Annotated in this window: 20 protein-coding genes; 9 read left to right on the top strand and 11 right to left on the bottom strand. The window is 57.5% G+C overall.

Annotated features, from left to right (window positions below):
• Positions 1-190 precede the first annotated feature (190 nt).
• Together FHC49_RS24220 and FHC49_RS24215 are read right to left on the bottom strand one after the other, a co-directional pair.
• A complete protein-coding gene (locus FHC49_RS24220; RefSeq protein ID WP_220441055.1) occupies positions 191-2,623 on the bottom strand; it encodes a formate C-acetyltransferase/glycerol dehydratase family glycyl radical enzyme in 2,433 nt (810 codons plus the stop codon).
• 4 nt (positions 2,624-2,627) lie between these two features.
• Positions 2,628-3,530 (bottom strand): glycyl-radical enzyme activating protein, encoded by a 903-nt coding sequence (locus tag FHC49_RS24215; protein WP_220441054.1) that lies wholly within the window; start codon positions 3,528-3,530, stop codon positions 2,628-2,630.
• Positions 3,531-3,663: 133 nt separating this feature from the next.
• Between FHC49_RS24215 and fsa the strand changes: the two genes are divergently transcribed.
• Entirely contained in the window at positions 3,664-4,326 is a 663-nt protein-coding gene (fsa, locus tag FHC49_RS24210) for a fructose-6-phosphate aldolase (protein ID WP_220441053.1), read from the top strand.
• 101 nt (positions 4,327-4,427) lie between these two features.
• Here the strand turns inward: fsa and moeB are convergent, their stop codons facing one another.
• Both moeB and moeA read right to left on the bottom strand, forming a co-directional pair.
• Positions 4,428-5,177: a molybdopterin-synthase adenylyltransferase MoeB gene (gene moeB, locus FHC49_RS24205; RefSeq protein ID WP_220441052.1), complete on the bottom strand. Its 750-nt coding sequence runs from the start codon at positions 5,175-5,177 to the stop codon at positions 4,428-4,430.
• Positions 5,177-6,412 (bottom strand): molybdopterin molybdotransferase MoeA, encoded by a 1,236-nt coding sequence (gene moeA, locus FHC49_RS24200; RefSeq protein ID WP_220441051.1) that lies wholly within the window; start codon positions 6,410-6,412, stop codon positions 5,177-5,179. The genes moeB and moeA overlap by 1 nt, the downstream gene beginning before the upstream one ends.
• A gap of 178 nt (positions 6,413-6,590) precedes the next feature.
• On the opposite strand from moeA, the gene iaaA reads away from it, so the two are divergent.
• The 5 genes from iaaA to gsiD are packed head-to-tail and all read left to right on the top strand — an operon-like array spanning position 6,591 to position 12,851.
• Positions 6,591-7,532 (top strand): beta-aspartyl-peptidase, encoded by a 942-nt coding sequence (gene iaaA, locus FHC49_RS24195; RefSeq protein ID WP_185666667.1) that lies wholly within the window; start codon positions 6,591-6,593, stop codon positions 7,530-7,532.
• Positions 7,533-7,543: 11 nt separating this feature from the next.
• A complete protein-coding gene (gsiA, locus tag FHC49_RS24190; RefSeq protein ID WP_220441050.1) occupies positions 7,544-9,403 on the top strand; it encodes a glutathione ABC transporter ATP-binding protein GsiA in 1,860 nt (619 codons plus the stop codon).
• A gap of 23 nt (positions 9,404-9,426) precedes the next feature.
• A complete protein-coding gene (gene gsiB, locus FHC49_RS24185) occupies positions 9,427-10,965 on the top strand; it encodes a glutathione ABC transporter substrate-binding protein GsiB (RefSeq protein WP_220441049.1) in 1,539 nt (512 codons plus the stop codon).
• A gap of 52 nt (positions 10,966-11,017) precedes the next feature.
• Positions 11,018-11,938 carry a glutathione ABC transporter permease GsiC gene (gene gsiC, locus FHC49_RS24180; RefSeq protein WP_185666664.1) on the top strand — a complete coding sequence of 307 codons (921 nt, stop codon included), beginning with the start codon at positions 11,018-11,020 and terminating at the stop codon, positions 11,936-11,938.
• 1 nt (position 11,939) lies between these two features.
• Positions 11,940-12,851: a glutathione ABC transporter permease GsiD gene (gene gsiD / locus FHC49_RS24175; RefSeq protein ID WP_185666663.1), complete on the top strand. Its 912-nt coding sequence runs from the start codon at positions 11,940-11,942 to the stop codon at positions 12,849-12,851.
• 48 nt (positions 12,852-12,899) lie between these two features.
• Here the strand turns inward: gsiD and FHC49_RS24170 are convergent, their stop codons facing one another.
• Together FHC49_RS24170 and FHC49_RS24165 are read right to left on the bottom strand one after the other, a co-directional pair.
• Positions 12,900-13,229 carry a DNA-binding transcriptional regulator gene (locus FHC49_RS24170; protein ID WP_185666662.1) on the bottom strand — a complete coding sequence of 110 codons (330 nt, stop codon included), beginning with the start codon at positions 13,227-13,229 and terminating at the stop codon, positions 12,900-12,902.
• Positions 13,226-13,606 (bottom strand): type II toxin-antitoxin system RelE/ParE family toxin, encoded by a 381-nt coding sequence (locus FHC49_RS24165; protein WP_220441048.1) that lies wholly within the window; start codon positions 13,604-13,606, stop codon positions 13,226-13,228. The genes FHC49_RS24170 and FHC49_RS24165 overlap by 4 nt, the downstream gene beginning before the upstream one ends.
• 286 nt (positions 13,607-13,892) lie before the next feature.
• Here FHC49_RS24165 and FHC49_RS24160 point away from each other — a divergent pair, with 286 nt between their 5' ends.
• A complete protein-coding gene (locus tag FHC49_RS24160; RefSeq protein ID WP_185666660.1) occupies positions 13,893-14,276 on the top strand; it encodes a biofilm formation regulator BssR in 384 nt (127 codons plus the stop codon).
• A 41-nt stretch (positions 14,277-14,317) separates the two neighbouring features.
• Here FHC49_RS24160 and FHC49_RS24155 read toward each other — a convergent pair whose 3' ends face one another.
• Entirely contained in the window at positions 14,318-15,604 is a 1,287-nt protein-coding gene (locus FHC49_RS24155) for an ABC transporter substrate-binding protein (RefSeq protein ID WP_220441047.1), read from the bottom strand.
• 24 nt (positions 15,605-15,628) lie between these two features.
• Positions 15,629-16,708: a cellulase family glycosylhydrolase gene (locus tag FHC49_RS24150; protein ID WP_220441046.1), complete on the bottom strand. Its 1,080-nt coding sequence runs from the start codon at positions 16,706-16,708 to the stop codon at positions 15,629-15,631.
• Positions 16,709-16,851: 143 nt separating this feature from the next.
• On the opposite strand from FHC49_RS24150, the gene FHC49_RS24145 reads away from it, so the two are divergent.
• Entirely contained in the window at positions 16,852-17,862 is a 1,011-nt protein-coding gene (locus FHC49_RS24145; RefSeq protein WP_220441045.1) for a LacI family DNA-binding transcriptional regulator, read from the top strand.
• Between the two features lie 5 nt (positions 17,863-17,867).
• On the opposite strand, the gene FHC49_RS24140 is transcribed toward FHC49_RS24145, so the two are convergent.
• The gene (locus FHC49_RS24140; RefSeq protein ID WP_220441044.1) at positions 17,868-18,488 is read right to left on the bottom strand and encodes a glutathione S-transferase family protein; all 621 of its coding nucleotides are present in this window, start codon (positions 18,486-18,488) and stop codon (positions 17,868-17,870) included.
• 232 nt (positions 18,489-18,720) lie between these two features.
• Between FHC49_RS24140 and dacC the strand changes: the two genes are divergently transcribed.
• The gene (gene dacC, locus FHC49_RS24135; protein ID WP_220441043.1) at positions 18,721-19,923 is read left to right on the top strand and encodes a serine-type D-Ala-D-Ala carboxypeptidase; all 1,203 of its coding nucleotides are present in this window, start codon (positions 18,721-18,723) and stop codon (positions 19,921-19,923) included.
• Between the two features lie 7 nt (positions 19,924-19,930).
• Here the strand turns inward: dacC and deoR are convergent, their stop codons facing one another.
• Together deoR and ybjG are read right to left on the bottom strand one after the other, a co-directional pair.
• On the bottom strand, positions 19,931-20,689 hold the full coding sequence (gene deoR / locus FHC49_RS24130) for a DNA-binding transcriptional repressor DeoR (RefSeq protein WP_185666654.1): 759 nt from the start codon (positions 20,687-20,689) through the stop codon (positions 19,931-19,933).
• Positions 20,690-20,759: 70 nt separating this feature from the next.
• On the bottom strand, positions 20,760-21,368 hold the full coding sequence (gene ybjG / locus FHC49_RS24125; protein ID WP_220441042.1) for an undecaprenyl-diphosphate phosphatase: 609 nt from the start codon (positions 21,366-21,368) through the stop codon (positions 20,760-20,762).
• Positions 21,369-21,428: the final 60 nt, after the last annotated feature.

Here is a 21,428-nt window from a genome sequence, read left to right as displayed (position 1 = left end):
GTATAACGCTTGCTTACTATGACCGGAAAAGCCGTAGTATTATCCGGATAGACTAGGAAAGTGTTACCTATGTTCCCGGTCTGAAGTGTTACCTATGTATCCGGTCGTACATGCGTTCGCCCGGGCTACCTGCTTATCGACAACGTCGATCGGTTCCCTCTCCCCAGGGGAGAGAGGGAAAAGTATCGACCTACAGCGTATGTTCCGTACGCGCAATAATATCGTCCTGCGCATCCGGCGATAGCGCGGTAAAGAACGCCGAATACCCTGCCACGCGCACCACCAGGTCACGATACTGATCCGGGTGTTTCTTCGCTTCCAGCAGCGTTTCGCGCGACACGATGTTGTACTGAATATGCCAGCCTTTGTGTACTTCGAAGAAGGTGCGCAGCAGCGCCATCAGCTTCTGCTTGTCGCTTTCGTTCTCAAGGGTTGCCTGGTTCAGCTTCTGGTTCAACAGCACACCGCCAAGAATCGCCGAGGTTGGCAACTTCCCAACCGAGCTAATCACCGCCGTTGGCCCAAGATGGTCGGTGCCGGAAGCCGGGCTGGCCCCTTCGGCAAGCGGGGTTTTGGCCTTACGGCCGTCCGGCGTTGCCATGGTCTGTGCGCCAAACGGTACGTTCGCAGAGATAGAGGACGTGCCAGCGTAGTAGTTGCCGCCAATCGGGCCACGACCGTAGCGCGGGTTGTGGTACTGCTTCAGCTCATCGATATAGGTCTGGTAAGCGCGAGCCAGCAGGGTGTCGACGCTGTCATCATCATTGCCGTACTTCGGCGCGCCGTTGATCAACCGCTGGCGGAGCTGCTCATGGGTCAGGCCGTCATAGTCTTCCGCTAGCGCTTTTGCCAGCTCCTGCTGACCAATCAGCCCCTGATCGAAGACCAGCTTTTTCACCGCCGCCAGGCTGTTGCCGAGGTTGGCGATACCGACTTGCAGGCCGGAAACCCAGTCATACTTCGCGCCACCCTGTTTGATGCTTTTCGCCCGTTCAATGCAGTCGTCAACCAGCGCCGAGCACAGAATATCATGCACGTTCTCTTCCAGCATGGTGTCGACCACGTACTCAATCTCAATCGATTTGCGGGTGTAGTAGCGAATCTGGGTATCCCAGTCGGCCAGCATTTGATCGAAGTTGGCGAAGTTGCCCTGCGACAGCGCGTGCTCTTGCGGCAAGAATACCTTGCCGCTGGTGGCATCGCGGCCGCCTTCCATCGCCGCGAGCATTACGCGGGCAAAGTTGATAAAGCTCATGCCAGTGCAGCGGTAACCCCACTTGCCGCCGACGGCGGTTTCGATACAGCCGATGGCCGCATAGTCGTAGGCATCTTCCGGCTCAACGCCGAGCTTAATAAATTCCGGGATAACGATTTCATCGTTGTTGAACGCCGGCATGCCGAAGCCGCAGCGAATTACCTGCACGCAGGCGTCGAGGAAATCGTTGCTCATGCCCGCGTGGTAGCGCACGCTCAGGTTAGGTTGAGTGGAACGCAAACGGCCGCAGGATTCGAGAATCGCGTAAGAGAGCGGGTTCACCGCGTCCAGCGCTTCACCGTTCACCAGTTTCTGACCGCCGATGGTGACGTTCTGATACAGCGGGCTACCGGCGGACGCTTTAGAGTGCGAGCCGGAGCGAATCTTGTTCACTTCCAGCAGCTTCAGCCAACAGCTGTGCAACAGCTCAATGGCGTGTTCGCGATCCAGCGTCTGTTCCAGCTCAACGTCGCGACGGTAGTACGGGTAGAGATACTGGTCCATGCGGGCAAACGACACCGAGTGGCCGTTGGACTCAATTTGCAGAATCAGCTGGATGAAGTAGCACAGCTGCAGCGCCTGCCAGAAGGTTTTTGGCGGCTCGTGGGCAATCACATCGCAGTTTTCTGCTATTGCCAGCAGTTCGTCGCGGCGGCTTTCGCGAATCTCTTCGGCGGCCATCCTGCGTGCCAGTTCAGCGAAACGTTCAATATGCAGGCTCACCGCGTCCAGTACGATATCAATCGCTTTCAGGAACTGGTCACCGTGCAGGTCTTCTAGTACGGTCAGGTTAATGCGGGTGCGGCGCTCGGCTACCTTAGCGCGCATACCGTCGAGGCCTTTTTCCAGCAGCAGCGGGAAGTTCACCGCCAGGTGGGCATCGCCGGAGGTCATGTTGCCTTCGGCTTTGATGATGCCGGTCGCCAGCAGCGCTTTTTGCTCGTCGGTGAACATGCCGTAGCAGCGGTCCTGTACGGTCTGGCCGCGCCACCATGGGCATACCTCGTGTAACACGCGTTTGTTTTCTTCGCTCACCGCAAAGCCAGCGCCTGGGCGATCGGCCAGGTCGTCGATCTCTTTTTCAATCCAGCTGACGGTATATTCCGGGAAGATAGGCGCGGCGCGCACTTCGCTTGCCTGGTTGCCGATGATCAGCTCGTCGTGTTTGATCCAGATAGTGCGTTGTGCGAGGTGATGGGCCAGGGCCAGCGCACGGCGTACCGGGATCGGTTTGTCGAGATGCTGCTGATAGGCTTCGGTATAGTGACGCGCACGTTCGGTGCACACCGGTGGCTTCACGATATGCACCAGCGCGTTTTTGTGGGCCTGAATGCGGTCGGTCAGTTTATCGAGTTTCAGAGTGGTCATCGTTTTATCCTCGTAGTGTCGCTGTTAACCCTTTTTCACCGGCATACTGTTGAGCAAAATCCAGCAGCTCAGGGTCATTCAGCGGCTTATCGGGTGCGAAGTAGGGAAGGCCGAGCAGGGCATATTTATTGATGCCGAGCGTGTGGTAAGGCAGAAAATGAATCTCGCGCACGCCGGGCATTTCGTCGGCGGCAAAATCGGTAATGGCTTTAATCGAGGTTTCGTCAGCGTTAAAGCCCTGAATCAGCGGCACGCGCAGCGTGACCTGTTTACCGGCGGCTGACAGCCGCTTCAGGTTATCCAGCACGCGCTTCGCTGAGCCGTCGGTCCACTGCTTGAAACGTGCTTCATCGACATGCTTGAGGTCGGCCAGGAACAGGTCGATATAGGGCAGCGCGGGTTCAAGGTAGCGCCACGGTACGTGCAGGCAGGTCTCAACGGCGGTATGAATCCCCTGGTCGTGCGCGCTTTTTAGCAGCGCAAGCGCCAGCTCCGGGTTCATAAACGGCTCGCCACCGGAGAGGGTCATGCCGCCACCGCTGCGGTCATAAAACGGTTTGTCGCGCAGCACGGTTGCCATGATCTCTTCAGCGCTTTTTGCTTCACCGCAGACGGTTAACGCCTGCGTCGGGCAGCAGGTGGTCAGTGTGGAAAGATGGTTGTCATCCAGTTTTTCCCGATGGATAACCAGCCCGTTCAGCGCACGTTCAATCACCGACGGCGCGGCTTTCTGGCACAGGTCACAGCCGTCCAGGCACAGACGCGGGTCGAACAGCAAATCCTGCTCGCGGGAGCGGCTCTCGGGGTTCTGGCACCAACGGCAGCCGAGCGAGCATCCTTTCAGGAAGACGACGGTGCGGATGCCTGGGCCATCGTGGGTGGAATAGCGCTGAATATTGAAAATCATATGCTGCCCTCTTCTTTCGTATAAAGATTAAAATGCTTTCGAATGAAAGTTATCTTGACGTGAGTCAACTTAAGAAGAGGTTTTGCTGTGGTAGTGTTATTCCATGCTCAATATCACGGTTTAAGGACACATCATGGAACTCTATCTCGACACCTCCGACGTCGCTGCAGTGAAGAAGCTGGCGCGCGTTTTCCCGCTGGCTGGCGTGACCACTAATCCAAGTATCGTGGCGGCAGGTAAGACGCCGCTGGACGCACTGCTGCCGGAACTGCTGGATGCCATGGGCGGTAAAGGCTGCCTGTTTGCCCAGGTGATGGCGACCACAGCGGATGGCATGGTGGCGGACGCACATAAGCTGCGGGCGATTATTCCCGATCTGGTCGTGAAAGTGCCGGTGACGGCGGAAGGTCTGGCGGCGATTAAGCTGCTGAAAGCGGAGGGGATCCCGACGCTCGGTACCGCCGTGTACGGCGCAGCGCAGGGGCTGCTGTCGGCGCTGGCGGGGGCTGATTACGTGGCGCCCTACGTCAACCGCGTAGATGCCCAGGGGGGCAACGGTATTCAGACGGTGTGTGAATTACAGGATCTGCTGACCCTGCATGCGCCGCAGGCAAAAGTGCTGGCCGCAAGCTTTAAAACACCGCGTCAGGCGCTGGACTGCCTGCTGGCGGGTTGCCAGTCAATCACGCTGCCGCTCGATGTGGCGCAGCAGTTGATTAGCTACCCGGCGGTTGATGCGGCGGTGGCGAAGTTTGAGCAGGACTGGCAGACGGCGTTTGGACGTACGTCGCTGTAGCGCGTAGCCCGGGCGAGGCATTTATGCCGACCCCGGGGCGGGGCGGAGCTGATTCCCGGCGTCGCATTCGCTCGGCCGGGCTACGATGGATTCGCCGAAGCCTACCCGCACACCTCACACGTCGGGCTACGCATCAGCTTCATCTCTCTGAACTGACAGCGCATCGCGTCATACATCACGATTTTCCCCGCTGCGGGCACCCCGTAATGGGTCAGCACCTTAATCGCTTCCATCGCCTGCATTGCGCCAATCACGCCAACCAGCGGTGACATCACCCCGGCTTCCACGCAGGTTAATGCGTTCTCGCCGAACAGGCGGCTCAGGCAGCGGTAGCACGGCTCGCCCTCCTGGTACGTAAAGACGCTGATCTGGCCTTCCATACGAATTGCCGCTCCGGAAACCAGCGGGATTTTGTGCTGGAAACAGCCCGCGTTGAGCTGGTTGCGAATGGTCACGTTGTCGGTACAGTCGAGCACCAGGTCGTGTTCGGCAATCTGCGCCCACAGCGCCGCTTCTTCCAGCATCGCATTTAGCGTATTCAGCCTAACGTGCGGGTTAATACGCGCCAGCGCCTCGCGCGCAGAGTCCACCTTCGGCTGACCGATAGTGGCATCGCTGTGCAGCGTCTGGCGCTGTAGGTTGGAGAGCGAAACGGTATCGAAGTCGAGCAGCGTCAGCTCGCCGACACCTGCGGCCGCCAGATACTGCGTGGCCGCGCAGCCCAGCCCGCCGAGGCCGACGACCAGCACGCGGGCCTCTTTCAGCCGCTCCTGACCGTCAAAATCGAAGTCGCGCAGGATGATTTGCCGGTTATAGCGCATCATCTCCGCATCGCTAAGCTCCGCTGCCATTACAGGCCTCCCAGCAGATGGTTAAACGGCTCTACCTCTACCCATTCGCCCGGCTCAACGTGACCGCGTTCGCGCTCCAGCACGATAAAGCAGTTGCCCTGGCTGAACGAACTGAAGATGTGGGAACCCTGATGACCGGTGGTGGCGACGGTCAGTTCGCCGTTTTCATTGCGGGTCAGCAGACCGCGCTGGAAGTCGAGGCGGCCCGGTGATTTTTTCAGACGGTCGGTGGTGCGTACGCGCAGACGTGGTGCCTGGGTGGCTACGCTACCGGCGCTCAGCTTCGCCAGCAGTGGCTGCACCAACTGGTAGAAAGTCAACGCCGCAGAAACCGGGTTGCCCGGCAGGCCGCAGAACCAGCTGTGGTTAAGCTTACCAAAGGCGAACGGTTTGCCCGGTTTGATGGCGAGCTTCCAGAAGCTGATTTCACCCAGCTCATCGAGGATGGTTTTGGTGTAGTCGGCTTCACCGACGGAAACACCGCCAGAGCTGATTACCACGTCGGCCTGTTGGTCAGCCTGGATAAAGGTCTGGCGCAGTTGCTCTGGATCATCACGGATGATGCCGAGGTTAATCACCTCGCAGCCCAGCTGTTCCAGCATCAGGTGCACCGCCAGACGGTTGGTGTCATAGATTTGTCCATCGCCCAGCGGCTGGCCCGGCAGCTGCAGCTCATCGCCGGTGGAGAACAGCGCGACGCGGATTTTACGCACCACGTCTACCTCAGCAATGCCGAGTGATGCCAGCACCGGCAGTTCGGCGACGGTTAAACGAGTTCCGGCAGGGAACACTACCGCGCCGTTGGCGATGTCTTCACCGCGACGGCGAATATTCTGGTTGGCTTTAACGTGGGCGGTAAAACGAATGCCGTCGTCAGTTTGCTCTGTCTCTTCCTGCATCACCACCGCGTCGCAGCCCGCAGGCACCGGCGCGCCGGTCATAATGCGAATACAGGTACCGGCAGGCCATTCACCGTGGAACGGCTGACCGGCAAAAGCTTTACCTGCCACCGTCAGCGGCGTCTGCGCCGCGAGGTCGGCCAGACGCACCGCATAGCCATCCATCGCCGAGTTATCAAAACCCGGTACGTCCAACGGGGAGACGATATCGCTCGCGGTAATGCGACCAAAAGCCTTCAGCAGCGGTACCGACTCGCGCTCGTGCAGCGGGGTAATCTGATCAAGCATTCGGCTCAACGCGGTATCAAGCGACATCAGTCCGGCGGTAAAATCCATGGGTAAACTCCTGCGGGAAACGTTCGAATGCGCACATTATGGCAGAAAAGCCTTACCGACAGTATGCCACCTGTGGTGTACCTCACTATGCGGGATGCTATTTCTATATTCAAAATTGATATAGGAACAGAGGCACTATAATGATATCTATAAAGAAAATGAGGTAAGGGATCGCTTAATGGGCAAGGCAGTCATTGCAATACACGGCGGGGCTGGCGCGATTAGCCGCAGCCAACTGCCGGCAGAAAAAGAACAACAATACGTCACCGCGCTTTCCGACATCGTCGAAAGCGTACAGGGCATGCTGGAGTCCGGCGCGAGCGCGCTGGATGCGGTCACCGAAGCGGTACGTCAGCTTGAAGAATGTCCGCTGTTTAACGCCGGGATTGGCGCGGTCTTCACCTCGGCAGAGACGCATGAGCTGGACGCCTGCGTGATGGATGGCTATTCGCTGCAGGCGGGGGCCGTTGCCGGAGTAAAACATCTGCGCAACCCGGTGCTGGCGGCCAGAAGCGTGCTGGAAAATAGTCCACACGTGATGCTGATTGGCGAGGGGGCGGAAGCCTTTGCGCAGTCGCAGGGAATCGAGTTGGTGAATAATTCGCTGTTCTCCACCGATGAACGCTTCCAGCAGCTGCTGGTGGCCCGCAGCAACGGCGACTTTATTCTCGACCATGATGCGGCTCCACTGGATGAGCAGCAAAAGATGGGCACGGTGGGTGCTGTGGCCCTGGATCTCAACGGCAACCTGGCGGCGGCAACGTCGACCGGCGGTATGACCAATAAGCTGCCGGGACGAGTGGGGGATAGCCCGCTGGTGGGGGCGGGCTGTTATGCCAATAATGCCAGCGTTGCGGTCTCTTGTACCGGTACCGGCGAGGTGTTTATTCGCACGCTCGCGGCCTATGATATTGCCGCGTTGATGGAGTACGGCAATCTCAGTCTTTATGAGGCCTGTGAGCGCGTGGTGATGGAAAAGCTGCCCGCACTGGGCGGCAGCGGTGGCCTTATTGCCATCGACCGCGAAGGTAATGTGGTACTGCCGTTTAACAGCGAAGGCATGTATCGCGCCTGGGCCTACGCCGGTGACACACCGACCATTGGCATTTATAAGGAATAGAAGGAGTTACCGTGCCGCATTCCGCTGAGCTTGATAGCGCGCAGGTGCTGAGCGTTGAAAACCTGAACGTGACGTTTCGTCAGGACGGGCAGCCCGTGCGCGCCGTACATCAGCTCTCTTTTCATCTTAATCGCGGTGAAACGCTGGCGATTGTGGGGGAGTCCGGCTCGGGGAAATCGGTCACGGCGCTGGCATTAATGCGCCTGCTGGAGCAGTCCGGCAGCCAGGTGAACATGGATAGCCTGCTGCTGCGTCGACGCAACCGCGAGGTCATTGATCTTCAGGAGCAGACACCTGCGCAGATGCGCAGCGTGCGCGGTGCCGACATCGCCATGATCTTCCAGGAGCCGATGACCTCGCTGAACCCGGTGTTTACCATCGGCGAGCAAATTGCCGAGTCTATTCGTCTGCATCAGGGGCTTGGGCGCGAAGAGGCGCTGGCCGAGGCGAAAAAAATGCTCGATAAGGTGCGTATTCCGGAAGCGCAGGCCATGCTGTCACGCTACCCGCATCAGCTTTCCGGCGGCATGCGCCAGCGGGTGATGATTGCGATGGCGCTGTCGTGCCGCCCGGCGGTGCTGATTGCCGACGAACCCACCACCGCGCTGGACGTGACGATTCAGGCGCAGATCCTGCAGCTTATCGACGTGCTGCAAAAAGAGATGTCGATGGGGGTGATTTTTATCACTCACGATATGGGCGTAGTAGCAGAAATCGCCGACCGGGTGCTGGTGATGCATCAGGGTGAAGTGGTCGAAAGCGGGCGCGTGGACGAGATCTTTACCGCGCCGCAGCACCCGTATACGCGCCGCTTGCTGGCAGCCGTCCCACGTCTAGGAGCGATGCGCGGTAGCGACTATCCTAAAAGCTTCCCGGATTTCAATGCACCGGAGAGTGAACCGCAGCAGCAAGACACCGTTGTCGAAGGTAAGCCGATCCTCAAGGTGCGCAATCTGGTGGCGCGTTTCCCGCTGCGCGGTGGCATTCTGAACCGCGTCACTCGTGAAGTGCACGCGGTAGAAAACGTCAGTTTTGATTTATGGCCTGGCGAGACGTTGGCGCTGGTGGGCGAATCCGGTTGCGGAAAATCCACCACCGGGCGAGCGCTGCTGCGGCTGGTGGAGTCGCAAAGCGGCACCATTACCTTTAACGGTGAGCGCATTGATACGCTCTCGGCGCATCAGCTTCAGCCGTTGCGCCGCGATATTCAGTTTATCTTCCAGGACCCGTACGCCTCGCTCGACCCGCGCCACACCGTCGGCTTCTCGATTATGGAGCCGCTGCGCATTCATGGCGCGTTGCAGGGCGAGGCGCTACAGCAGCGGGTGGAGTGGCTATTGCAGCGCGTGGGCCTACAGCCGGAGCACGCGTGGCGCTATCCGCATGAGTTTTCCGGCGGTCAGCGACAGCGTATCTGTATTGCCCGCGCGCTGGCGCTGAACCCGAAGGTGGTGATTGCCGATGAATCGGTCTCGGCGCTGGACGTCTCGATTCGTGCGCAGATCATCAATCTGCTGCTGTCGCTACAGTGGGAGATGGGCATCGCATTTCTGTTTATTTCGCATGATATGGCGGTGGTCGAGCGCATCAGCCACCGTGTGGCGGTGATGTACCGTGGGCGCATCGTGGAAATTGGCCCGCGCCGCGCGGTGTTTGAAAACCCGCAGCATCCGTATACCCGTAAGCTGCTCGCCGCCGTACCGGTGGCGGACCCGGCCCATCGGCGGCCGCAGCGCGTGCTGCTGTCGGACGATCTGCCGGGCAATATCTACAAACGGGGTGAAGAAGTCGAACCCATTAATTTGCAACAGGTTTCACCGGGGCACTATGTCGCCAGGGAGCCGGCTAGCAGTGCGCTGACCAATAGATAATAAAACCATAGGCAGGGGACAACATGACACAACGCGTTTCACGTAAATGGCTGGTCGCACTGGGCGTGGCTTCCGCGCTGGCGGCTTCTCCCGCGTTCGCGGCAAAAGATGTGGTCGTGGCGGTAGGCTCCAACTTCACCACGCTTGACCCATATGATGCCAACGACACGCTGTCGCAGGCGGTGGCGAAATCCTTCTATCAGGGGCTGTTTGGTCTTGATAAAGAGATGAAGCTGCAGAACGTACTGGCGGAAAGCTACACCGTTTCTGACGATGGCAAGGTCTACACTCTGAAGCTACGTCAGGGAGTCAAATTCCAGGACGGCACCGATTTTAACGCCGAGGCGGTGAAGGTTAACCTCGATCGCGCCAGCAACCCGGATAGCCACCTCAAGCGCTATAACCTGTATAAAAATATCGATAAAACCGAGGTCGTTGACGGCCAGACGGTGAAGATCACCTTGAAGCAGCCGTTCTCGGCGTTTATCAATATTCTGGCCCACCCGGCAACGGCGATGATCTCCCCGGCGGCGCTGAAGAAATACGGCAATGAAATTGGCTTCCATCCGGTGGGAACCGGGCCGTATAAGCTCGATACCTGGAACCAGACTGACTTCGTTAAGGTCAGCAAGTTTGCTGGCTACTGGCAGCAAGGGCTACCGAAGCTGGACTCTATTACCTGGCGTCCGGTGGTTGATAACAACACGCGTGCCGCGATGCTGCAAACCGGCGAGGCGCAGTTTGCTTTCCCCATTCCTTACGAGCAGGCGGCGCTGCTGGCCAAAAACAGCCAGCTTGAACTGGTGGCGAGCCCATCCATCATGCAGCGCTATATCAGCATGAACGTGACGCAAAAGCCGTTTGATAACCCGAAGGTGCGCGAGGCGATTAACTACGCCATCAACCGTCAGGCGCTGGTGAAGGTGGCCTTCGCGGGCTACGCCACACCGGCTACTGGTGTGGTGCCGCCGTCTATCGCCTACGCTCAGCAGTATCAGCCGTGGCCGTACGACCCGGCAAAAGCAAAAGCGCTGCTGAAAGAAGCGGGCTACCCGGACGGCTTTAGCACCACGCTCTGGTCGTCGCACAACCACAGTACCGCGCAGAAGGTGCTGCAGTTTACCCAGCAGCAGCTGGCGCAAATTGGTATTAAGGCACAGGTGACGGCGATGGATGCCGGTCAGCGCGCGGCGGAAGTGGAAGCGAAAGGGCAGAAAGAGAGCGGCGTGAGAATGTTCTACACTGGCTGGTCCGCCTCGACGGGCGAAGCCGATTGGGCGCTGTCGCCGCTGTTTGCCTCGTCTAACTGGCCGCCAACCCAGTTTAATACCGCGTTCTACAGCAACCCGCAGGTGGATAAAGACCTGACGGCGGCGCTGCAAACGACGGATGCGAAAGAAAAAGCGCGGCTCTACCAAGAGGCCCAGGATATTATCTGGAAAGAGTCGCCGTGGGTGCCGCTGGTGGTAGAGAAACTGGTTTCGGCGCACAGCAAGTCATTGACCGGGTTCTACATTATGCCGGACACGGGCTTCAGCTTTGACGATGCGGATTTGAAGTAAGCGAGGTCTCCCTGCGTCATGATGGCGCAGGGAGCTTACGGCAAGGAGAGTCATGCTTAACTATGTTCTTAAACGCCTGCTCGGCCTGATCCCGACGCTGTTTATCGTGGCGGTGCTGGTGTTTTTATTTGTCCATCTGCTTCCCGGCGACCCGGCGCGACTGATTGCCGGGCCGGAAGCGGACGCGCAGGTTATCGCGATGGTTCGTCAGCAGTTGGGGCTGGATCAGCCGCTGTACGTTCAGTTCTGGCACTACATCACCCACGCCGTGCAGGGCGATTTTGGCATCTCAATGGTGTCACGCCGCCCGGTATCCGAAGAGATTGCCAGCCGCTTTCTGCCAACGCTTTTACTGACCCTCGCCAGCATGGTCTGGGCGGTGATTTTTGGCATGGCCGCGGGGATTGCCGCCGCCGTATGGCGCAACCGCTGGCCGGATCGTCTCGGCATGGCGCTGGCGGTTACCGGGATCTCCTTCCCTGCGTTTGCGCTGGGGATGCTGCTGATGCAAATTTTCTCCGTTGAGCTTGGCTGGTTGCCGACCGTGGGCGCCGACAGCTGGCAGCACTACATTCTGCCGTCAATCACTCTCGGTGCCGCCGTGGCCTCGGTGATGGCGCGCTTTACCCGCGCCTCGTTTGTTGACGTGCTTAATGAAGACTATATGCGTACCGCCCGCGCCAAAGGGGTGAGCGAAAAAGTGGTGGTGCTGAAACACGGGCTGCGTAACGCCATGATCCCGGTAGTGACGATGATGGGGCTGCAGTTTGGCTTTCTGCTCGGCGGCTCGATTGTGGTAGAGAAAGTCTTTAACTGGCCGGGGCTTGGACGCCTGCTGGTGGATTCGGTGGAGATGCGTGATTACCCGGTGATTCAGGCCGAGGTGCTGCTGTTTTCGCTGGAGTTTATTCTTATCAACTTAGTGGTGGATGTGCTCTACGCCGCCATTAACCCGGCTATCAGGTATAAATAACGTGCGATTATTCAATTGGCGTCGGCAGGCGGCGCTTAACGCCATGCCGGTGATGCAAGCGGGCACGCCACGCACGCCGTGGCGAGAATTCTGGCGACGCTTTCGTCAGCAACCGGTGGCGATGGCCTCTGGTATTTTCGTTCTGCTGCTGATTATTGTGGCGGTGGTGGCGCCGTGGATTGCGCCGTTTGATGCGGAAAACTACTTCGACTACGACCGCCTGAACGACGGCCCATCGCTGATCCACTGGTTCGGCGTAGACTCATTAGGGCGCGATATTTTCAGCCGGGTGCTGGTGGGCGCACAAATCTCGCTTACCGCGGGCGTATTTGCGGTACTGATTGGCTCGCTGATTGGCACCGTGCTCGGGCTGCTGGCGGGCTACTACGAAGGCTGGTGGGACCGTATCATCATGCGTGTCTGCGACGTGCTGTTTGCCTTCCCCGGCATCCTGCTGGCGATTGCCGTGGTGGCGATTATGGGCAGCGGCATGACCAACGTGATTATCGCCGTGGCGATTTTCTCGGTTCCGGCCTTTGCCCGCCTGGTGCGCGGCAATACGCTGGTGCTGAAGCAGCAAACCTTTATCGAGTCGGCGCGCAGCATCGGCGCCAGCGACCGCGTGATCCTGTTCCAGCATATTCTGCCCGGCACGGTCTCTTCTATCGTGGTCTATTTCACCATGCGTATCGGGGTGTCGATTATCTCCGCCGCCAGCCTGTCGTTCCTCGGCCTCGGCGCACAGCCGCCGACGCCGGAATGGGGGGCGATGCTCAACGAAGCGCGCGCGGATATGGTGATTGCGCCACACGTCGCAGTCTTCCCGGCGCTGGCGATTTTCCTGACGGTGCTGGCATTTAACCTGCTGGGTGATGGCCTGCGCGACGCGCTGGATCCGAAGCTGAAAGGGTAGTCAAACTGAGAGCCCGGCTTTGCAATACCAGGCCGGGCTAGCGCTGGTTTACTTGGTGAACACTTCTGGGCCTTTAGCCGCCAGAGTATTGAGAATGCGCAGCGCTGGGCCGCTGGGTTTGATTTCGTTGCGCTCCCATTTGGACACGCTCTCTTTAGACATTCCCAGCGTGTGCGCCAATATAGACTGAGACATGCCGAAACGGGCACGAACCGCCTTAATCTCTTCACCAGACATCATCTTAACGGCGGCAATACGTGTTTTAAGCTCGCGCGCTTTTAAAAGCTTACTGATTTCAGCAACGTCGCCCTCTGGCATAAGGCCAAGTGCGTTAAGCTCTTTAGCGTCATCAAGCATTGCTTTGAGTTTGTTAGTCATTTATCTACCTCAACTAAAAAACCGGTGGTCAGGAGTTTTGCAATATCCGTATCAGTGAAGGCTAAAAACGCGCTAGCCAATTTTCGATAAGCAATAAGTTCGTCATCTTCTATTTCTTTGCCATTTCCACTGCTGACACTATTTTTCGCCCAACCATCGTAGAAAAAAATATGTCGATCGTATTTGAAAAAGATGACGGTTCTTGCGCCACCACTTTTGCCTTGCTGCAGAGGCAGGCGTTTTTTGATTACCCCTCCGCCTAAATTCGCTTCCCAAACACCCTGTTTGATATCTTCGGCAGCTTTCAATAGCACGTCGTCCGTGATGCCAGGCTTTTTGGTGTTTTGGTTGAATCGTTTTGCCTTATAGATAGCCATGATTCACCTCAACCTGGTAACTATTACTATAGTAAAGATTACGGTGTTTTCATACAAGAAGAGGAGGGGGGGCTAAGGGGAAAATTCAGAATATGACCGGGTTACTGTAACAGGTAGTCCGGTTACGTGAGTGCTCTACTGCCCGTTTGCCCTCTCAGTGCGCCTTAAAATCATTGCTATTTTGTTAAAAGTGTTATGAATGATGAATTGTTGATATCGCGCAGCATTTCTTTCGTTAAGCAATCTCATAATGAAAGAGCCAATGGGTGGCAAGGGAGGTAAATGCATGACGGATAGCAAACTGAAACGCCAGATGATGAGGCGACTCATCAATGCGCGAATTGACCTTGATGCCTATTTGCAGCTTCGAAAGGCAAAGGGGTATATGTCAGTCGGTGATAACGATCATCTGCGTACTAACCTGCTCGAACTGTGTGGCGAACTACGGGGTAACGCTGTGCCGCTTAAGCGGTGTAGTTCGTTGAACGAACTGGAAATGATGCGGCAGGCGGGTGAGGCTTTAGCATCCGCTGCCGTATGCTTGATGACGGGGCGCTACGACTGCCCGTCCTATATTGCGGTTAACGTGGAAACCCTGGAGCGCTGCCTGACGGCGTTGACGACCAGCATTCGTAAGCTGGATGCTGAATCACCAATGACTCACGCTTGAAATCAGGGGGACAGCCGTCCCCCTGTCTATGATCTTCTCCCTTAGCGCATGATTCGCCGCAGAATACGGTTCGCTTGCTCTTCAAAGTGGGTGGCGGCCTGGTCTACCGTGGCTTTGCCGTAGTCGATGCTTTGCAGCGCCGCGAGGAAAAGGGCGGTGAACTGCGGGTCTTCAAGATAGGGCAGCGCTTTCGCGTGGTTTGGCAACGCGGCGGACTGCGTCAGCCCGGTCAGCACCGGATCGTCCTCTTTCAGTAACCCGGCATCGCGCAGGATCTGCGCCCCGGCCTTACTCAGCGGCACGCCGCGCTCTAACCCCACCGGCACCACGCCCTCTTTTTCACTCATCAGGAAGTTGATCAGCAGCGCCGCTTCCTGCGGGTGGCGGGTATTTTTACTGATGGAAAGCATCAACGCGGTCTTATTAAACTGCCCGGCATCTTTGGCGCCTTCGCGCATCGGATAATCGCCCATCACCAGGTCTGCCGGGTTACTCAGGTTCTGCGACTCGGCGGTGTACATCACGTTCCAGTTGTAGATACCGCCCCATTCACCGTTAATCCACGGCTTCATTTCATAGGCAATGCCTTTGCCGAATGAGGCCATCGTGCGGGAGTCCGGCACGGTGTGCGCCGCCACCAGTTGACGATAGAAGGTGAAGGCTTGTACCAGATCGTCATGGTTCCAGCCGAGTTTACGGGTCTTCTCATCCACCATCGGTTTCTGATTCCCCTGATAGACCCAGGAGTTCAGGAGCAGCAGCGAATCCTGCTCGGTCAGGATCAGCGGATAGTAGTTATCCCCGAGCTTCTCTTTAAACACCGGCCCGGCTTTGAGCAGGTCTTCCCAGCTTTTCGGCAGCGGCACGCCGGCTTTTTTCCAGGTGGCGGCGTTGTAATAAAACAGCATTACGTTGGCGGAAACCGGGATGGCGTTGACCTTGCCATTCACCGTCGTGCTGGCGAGTGAGGCGGGGGAGAACTGATCGAGGCCGATGGGCTGGCTCAGTTTGTTGAGATCGTAAAAACCGTCGCCGGTTTTGGACAGCAGCGTCAGCCAGTTCCAGTTGGTCTGAATCACGTCGGCTTCGGTGTTGCTGTTAATCTGCGTGGTCAGCCGCGAGTAGAACCCGTCCCAGCCGGTGTATTCCGCCTTCACTTTAATATTGGGATATTTAGCCTCAAAGGCGTCCAGCGCCTTTAAGGTGGCCTGATTACGGGCCTTACCGCCCCACCAGGCAAAACGGAGTTCCACCTGATCGGCGCTGTGCGCGACAGGCATCGCACCGAAACCGCAGCAGGCAAGCAGGAACAAGGCTGACTTTTTCATGGATGAATCCTCCGTGTATCACAATTAACGATGCGTCTTGCGATAGCCGGTCAGCGCTTTCACCAGCTGCATTTCTTCTTCACACCACGGTTTGCCGTCGGGTGTCAGCACGTCGTGGAACCACAGCGATTGGGGGTCGGGATGATCTCTGTTGACGCTGGTCCACGGGATCCAGGTCTGCGTTTTGCCCTGCACCAGCCCCCATTGATAGCAGCCAGTATCGAAAGCGCAGAACAGCGGCAACTGCTCGCTGAACGTGCAGTTCATGTGCCGCGCCAGCCATTCGGTGCACAGTATCGGGCGCTGATAGGCCGTCAGGCTTTCCAGCACGCCGAGCTGGCGGGCGGCGTTGTTGTAGTTGTGGTAGCTGATGATGTCGGATAACCGCAACGCGGCGATATCAATCGGGTGCTGTAGCGTGCCGTACTGGGGGTGATCAATATGCCACGCGCCCACGGTGAGCGGCTGGCTTGGGCCCACTTCACGCGCCCAGCCGAAGGTCGCGGTCATCAGCTCCAGTGCGAAGGTCTCCAGCGCTTGGTCATACTCGGCCGATTCGGTCGCTGACAGGTTAATGCCACGGTTGCCCGGTTCGTTGTAGAGATCCCAGATGGTGATGCGCTCATCATCCTTAAAACGGCTGAGTACGTCGCGGACGTAGGCTTCAATGCGTGGCCACTGGCTTGGGTCCATCACGATGGCCCGACCGGGGCTTGCCGCCGCCTGGCTGTTGTGCACGCCCTCGCGCGGTGGCTTTTGCGGGCCGAGGTACGGCTCATCGCCGGAGAAACCACAGTCGTCCATCAGGGTGAGCATCACCTGAATCTGGTGTTTTTTCGCCAGTGCTAAAAAGGCGTCGATGCGTGCCAGCAGGCCGTCACGGTCGGCTTCCCAGACGATAAACGGCAGGTTAGTGCGCAGCGCGTTATAGCCGTAGCCGTGGGCCCAGCCCAGCTCCTGGTCGATGGTCTGCACATCGAAAGTCTCCGCCTGCCACATTTCGGTCCAGTTGACCGCGCTGCGCGGCAGATAGTTAAAGCCGCATGCCCAACCATGCTGTTGATACCAGGCCTGTGCCTGTGATTCGCGCCATTGTGAGTGCATATTTTTTCTCCTTGATAATAATTATTAGCTAATATTTATTAACTCAGGCGCAAGGCGCAATCCTGACGCGGTTGAACTGTCGGGTTGTTCACAAAAAAAGCGTGGGGTAACTGTGCTATAGTCGGCGGCGACAAGGAGTGAACATGGCGAAGAAAAACAAAATAACGATGAGTGATATTGCCAGGGAAGCGGGCGTTTCGCAGGCAACGGTCTCTCTGGTGCTCAACAATAGCCGGGCGATTCGCCTGAGTGAAGCCACCCGCGACCGCGTCTATGCGGCAGCGGCGGCGCTTGGCTATCAAAAGATTATCGTGCCTCATCGTCAGGAAGGGCAGGAGGAGATTGCCCTGCTGCTGTGCGGAATGCCGAACTATGACCCCTTCGTCGAGGCCATTAGCGATGCCGTCTCCGCCGCCTGGCAGCGGGATACTCTACTGACCGTTTATGACTATGGCGACGATCTGGAGATGGCGGCGCATATTCTGCGTCAGCTGGATCAGCGTGCTTGTGCGGGAGTTATTCTGGCAAGCCCGGTGACCCGCGCCTTTGATTTCTCGCCGTTCGACGCGCTTATTCATAAGCCGGTGGTGTTGTTAAACCAGTACGACCCGCAGCGCCCGCTGCTGCCGACCTTTCTGCCTGATGACCGCGCCAACGCCTGCCAGATAGTCAGCCATCTGCTGTTGCAGGGCATCACGCGTATTGCGCATATCATGGGCGATGACTGGATGGATGCCAGCGTGCTGCGCCTCGAAGGGTATCGCCAGACGCTGGAGCAGGCCGGGATCGCGGTGGACGACACGCTGATTAAACCGACTGACTGGTCGTTGAATGCCACCTTTAACGCCACGCTTGAGCTGATGCGCTTGCCGGAACCGCCGCAGGCTATTTTCTGCGCCAGCGACTGGATGACCCTTGGCTGCTATCAGGCGCTCGCCACGCTCAATATTGCTATTCCGCGCGACGTGCTGGTGTGTGGTTATGACGATCAGCGTATTGCGCACCAACTGACTCCGGCGCTGACCAGCGTGCAGCTAGCCTATAGCGAGCTGGGAAGAATGGCGGTGAACTACCTGTGTGAGGGGGATGATACGGCGGCGCATGTCCGGCTGGTGGGGAAACTGCAGGTGCGCGGGAGTAGCCAGCGCACCTGAGTGGTTTAACTCACCGGAATCATCACCACGTCGCGGAACGCCGGACGCTGTGCCAGTTGCTGATACCAGCGCTCAAGATGTGGCAGTGACGGCCAGGTTTTGACGGTTTCCAGCACGTTATAGACAAATGGCGCCACGGCGATATCGCCCACGCCAAACTGCTCACCGGAAAGCCAGGTTTGGTTCGCCAGCGTGTTGTCGAGGATTGCCAGCAGCGGTTTGCAGGCTTCAATCGCCGCATTGATTTCGGCCATGTTACGCTGCTCTACCGGCGTTCTCACCAGCCCGAAGAGGATTTTACGGTGCACCGGCGAGAGGGTTTCGTTGGCCCAGTCCATCCACTTTTCGCTCTTTGCCCGCTGAACCGGCGACGCCTGCCACAGGCTCTCGGCGCCGTACTGCGCCGCCAGATAACGTACGATGGAGTTTGATTCCCACAGCACGTCGTCGCCGTCTTTTAGCATCGGTACCAGGCCGTTAGGGTTAAGTGCCAGATAGGCCGAGTCGCGGTTCACGCCAAATCCCTGGCCCGCCATAATTTGCTCATACGGCAGGCCAAGCTCTGCCAGCGTCCAGCGCACTTTTTTCACGTTCGTTGAGTTATTTCTTCCCCACAGCGTAATCATGACCACTCCCGTTTATTTAGCAGAGATTAAATGTGGGCCAAAGTAAACGCTTACGCAATCTCGATCAAAAAAAATGTCAGGTTTTCAGCACAATCAGGTGATCTTGCGTAAACTTAAAAAACTTTACCAACTCACTGTTTCTTTAAGAGAGTTTCTACGTTATTACTCACGGCCTGGTGCAGCACGGTACTGTCGTGGCGTGTTTTTGGGAATGGATACTTGGGTGGCTTTTATGATGTGTAACGCTAACTCCTTCAAGAGTCTGATGGCAGGCTCAGCGCTTTTACTTTTAGTGGCACCGGCGGTGCAGGCGGCGGAACAACTTCCGGACGCGCCAGCAATCGACGCCCGTGCTTTTATATTAATGGATTACGCCAGCGGTAAGGTCCTGACAGAGGGCAATGCCGATGAGAAGCTCGACCCGGCCAGCCTGACAAAAATCATGACCAGCTACGTGGTCGGTCAGGCGCTGAAGGCGAATAAAATCAAGCTCACCGATATGGTGACCATCGGACGTGACGCGTGGGCCACCGGTAACCCGGCGCTGCGCGGCTCATCGGTGATGTTCCTCAAGCCCGGCGAGCAGGTTTCCGTTGAGAACCTCAATAAAGGGGTGATAATCCAGTCGGGCAACGATGCCAGCATCGCCATTGCCGACTACGTTGCCGGCAGCCAGGACTCCTTCGTCAGCCTGATGAACGGCTATGCGCAGAAAATCGGCCTCACCAATACCACCTTCAAAACCGTTCACGGCCTGGATGCGCCTGGGCAGTACAGCACCGCGCGCGATATGGCGTTGCTGACCAGAGCGATGATTCACGATGTGCCGGAAGAGTATGCGGTACATAAAGAGAAAGAGTTCACCTTCAACAACATCCGCCAGCCAAACCGCAACCGTCTGCTGTGGAGTTCGAACCTCAACGTTGATGGCGTGAAAACCGGTACTACGGCGGGTGCGGGCTATAACCTGGTGTCCTCGGCCACTCAGGGCGATATGCGCCTGATTGCGGTGGTGCTGGGTACCAAGAGCGACCGCGTGCGTTTTAACGAGTCGGAGAAGCTGCTGACCTGGGGCTTCCGTTTCTATGAAACCGTTACGCCAATCAAGCCGGATGCCACTTTTATCAGCCAGCGCGTCTGGTTTGGTGATAAGAGTGAAGTGAACCTTGGGGCAGGGGAAGCCGGTTCGGTGACCATCCCGAAAGGCCAGCTGAAAAACCTGAAGGCCAGCTATACCTTAAGCCAGCCGCAGCTGACCGCGCCGTTAACTAAAGGCCAGGTGGTCGGCACCATCGACTTCAAGCTTAACGACAAAACCATTGAGCAGCGTCCGCTGATCGTGATGGAAGCGGTCGAAGAGGGCGGCTTCTTCAGCCGCATGATGGACTTCGTGCTGATGAAATTCCACGAGTGGTTCGGCAGCTGGTTCTCGTAATATCCCGCTAATACAGTAGCGAAATTTGCTGCTGTTTTGCCAGCGCCACCAGCTCATCATCCGGGCAGATGTCGCTGGCAATCACATCAAAGCGCGTCAGGTCACCCATGCGGGCCGGGCGCACTTTGCCAAACTTGCTGTGATCCGCCACCAGCACATGGTAGCGCGCCTGGCGCATCGCCCAGTGCTTCACCGGCAGCTCTTCAAGATTAAAACAGGTTGCCCCCATTTCAATATCGATACCGGCTGCGGAATAGAAGGCGATGTCCGGGCAGAGGTGTGAAAGCGTGTCCTGCTCGCTCAGTGGTTTGAAAATAGCGTTGCTGGCGTGGAATTCGCCGCCGCAGAGAATGGGCCGACAGTTGGGTTTATCCTGCAGCGCTAAAAAAGTGTTTAGCGAGTAACAGACGGCGGTAAACGGCAGGTCGTTATCAATGGCATCGATAATCCACGGCGTGGTGGTGCCGCAGTCGAAAAAGGCCATCTGATGCGGTTTCAGCAGCGCTGCCGCGTGGCGCGCCGCTCGCTTTTTTTCTTCAACCAGGCGGGTTTTCTGGTCGCTTAGCAGATAGTGAGGAACGCTACGTGGCTCCAGCACGACGTAGCCGCCGAGCAGTACAACGGGCCCGCTCTCGCTGTTAAGATCGCGACGAATCGTCATTTCAGAAACGCCAAGCAGTGCTGCCGCTTCTTTGAGATGCAGCTTATCGCTACGTTTCAGTGCCTGAATCAGTTGACCCATTCGCTCGTCGCGTCGTGTTTCCATAGTTCCTCTAGCGGAAATGCCCCGGCAAGGATGCCGGGGTCAACGCGGTATTTTACCTGCGAGCGCAGGTCTAGTCACGCACCCAGCCTTTACGAATCGGCACCGAGAAGATCACGCGGTACAGCTGTTGCAGGCGCGGGTAGACGGTGGCGCCGATAAACTGCCACAGCATTTGCGACACCATGCAGCCGACAAGGCCGCTCAGGAAGCCGCCGAGCATATCCATTGGCCAGTGCACGCCGAGGTAGACGCGGGACCAGGCGATCGCGACGCCGACCACCATCAGCACCAGCCCGGACCACAGACGATGCCAGAACAAGAAGGCCAGCGCAAAGGTGAAGATCACCGTGCCGTGGTCGCTTGGGAAGGAGTTATCCGGCGCGTGGTGCAGGAAGGTGTGGCCGATGTTCTCCACAAACGGGCGTTCATGCGGGAACAGTTGACCAATCATCCACGACAGCGAGAGGCTAACGGCGATGGCTAACGCGACTTTAATCACCAGATGGCGCTGTGCCTGAACCTGCTTACGTTCCCCCCACAGCCACATCGCCGCGGCGAGCAGGGGAACGATCAGGATCAGATCCTGAGCAATAAAAGTGGCGAATGAAATTGCCCAGGGGGCGGACGCTGGGGTTGCGTTAATCAGCAAAAACAGCGAGTGGTTAAGGTTTTCCAGCATAACGTTCCGGTTTCGCAAATGACGGTTTTATGACAGCTACCTTAAAAAGCCAATCCTGGA

The organism is Kluyvera sp. EC_51 (genome assembly GCF_019584505.1).
GTDB lineage: Bacteria > Pseudomonadota > Gammaproteobacteria > Enterobacterales > Enterobacteriaceae > Kluyvera > Kluyvera sichuanensis.
This window is presented reverse-complemented; position numbering and strand designations above follow the sequence as displayed.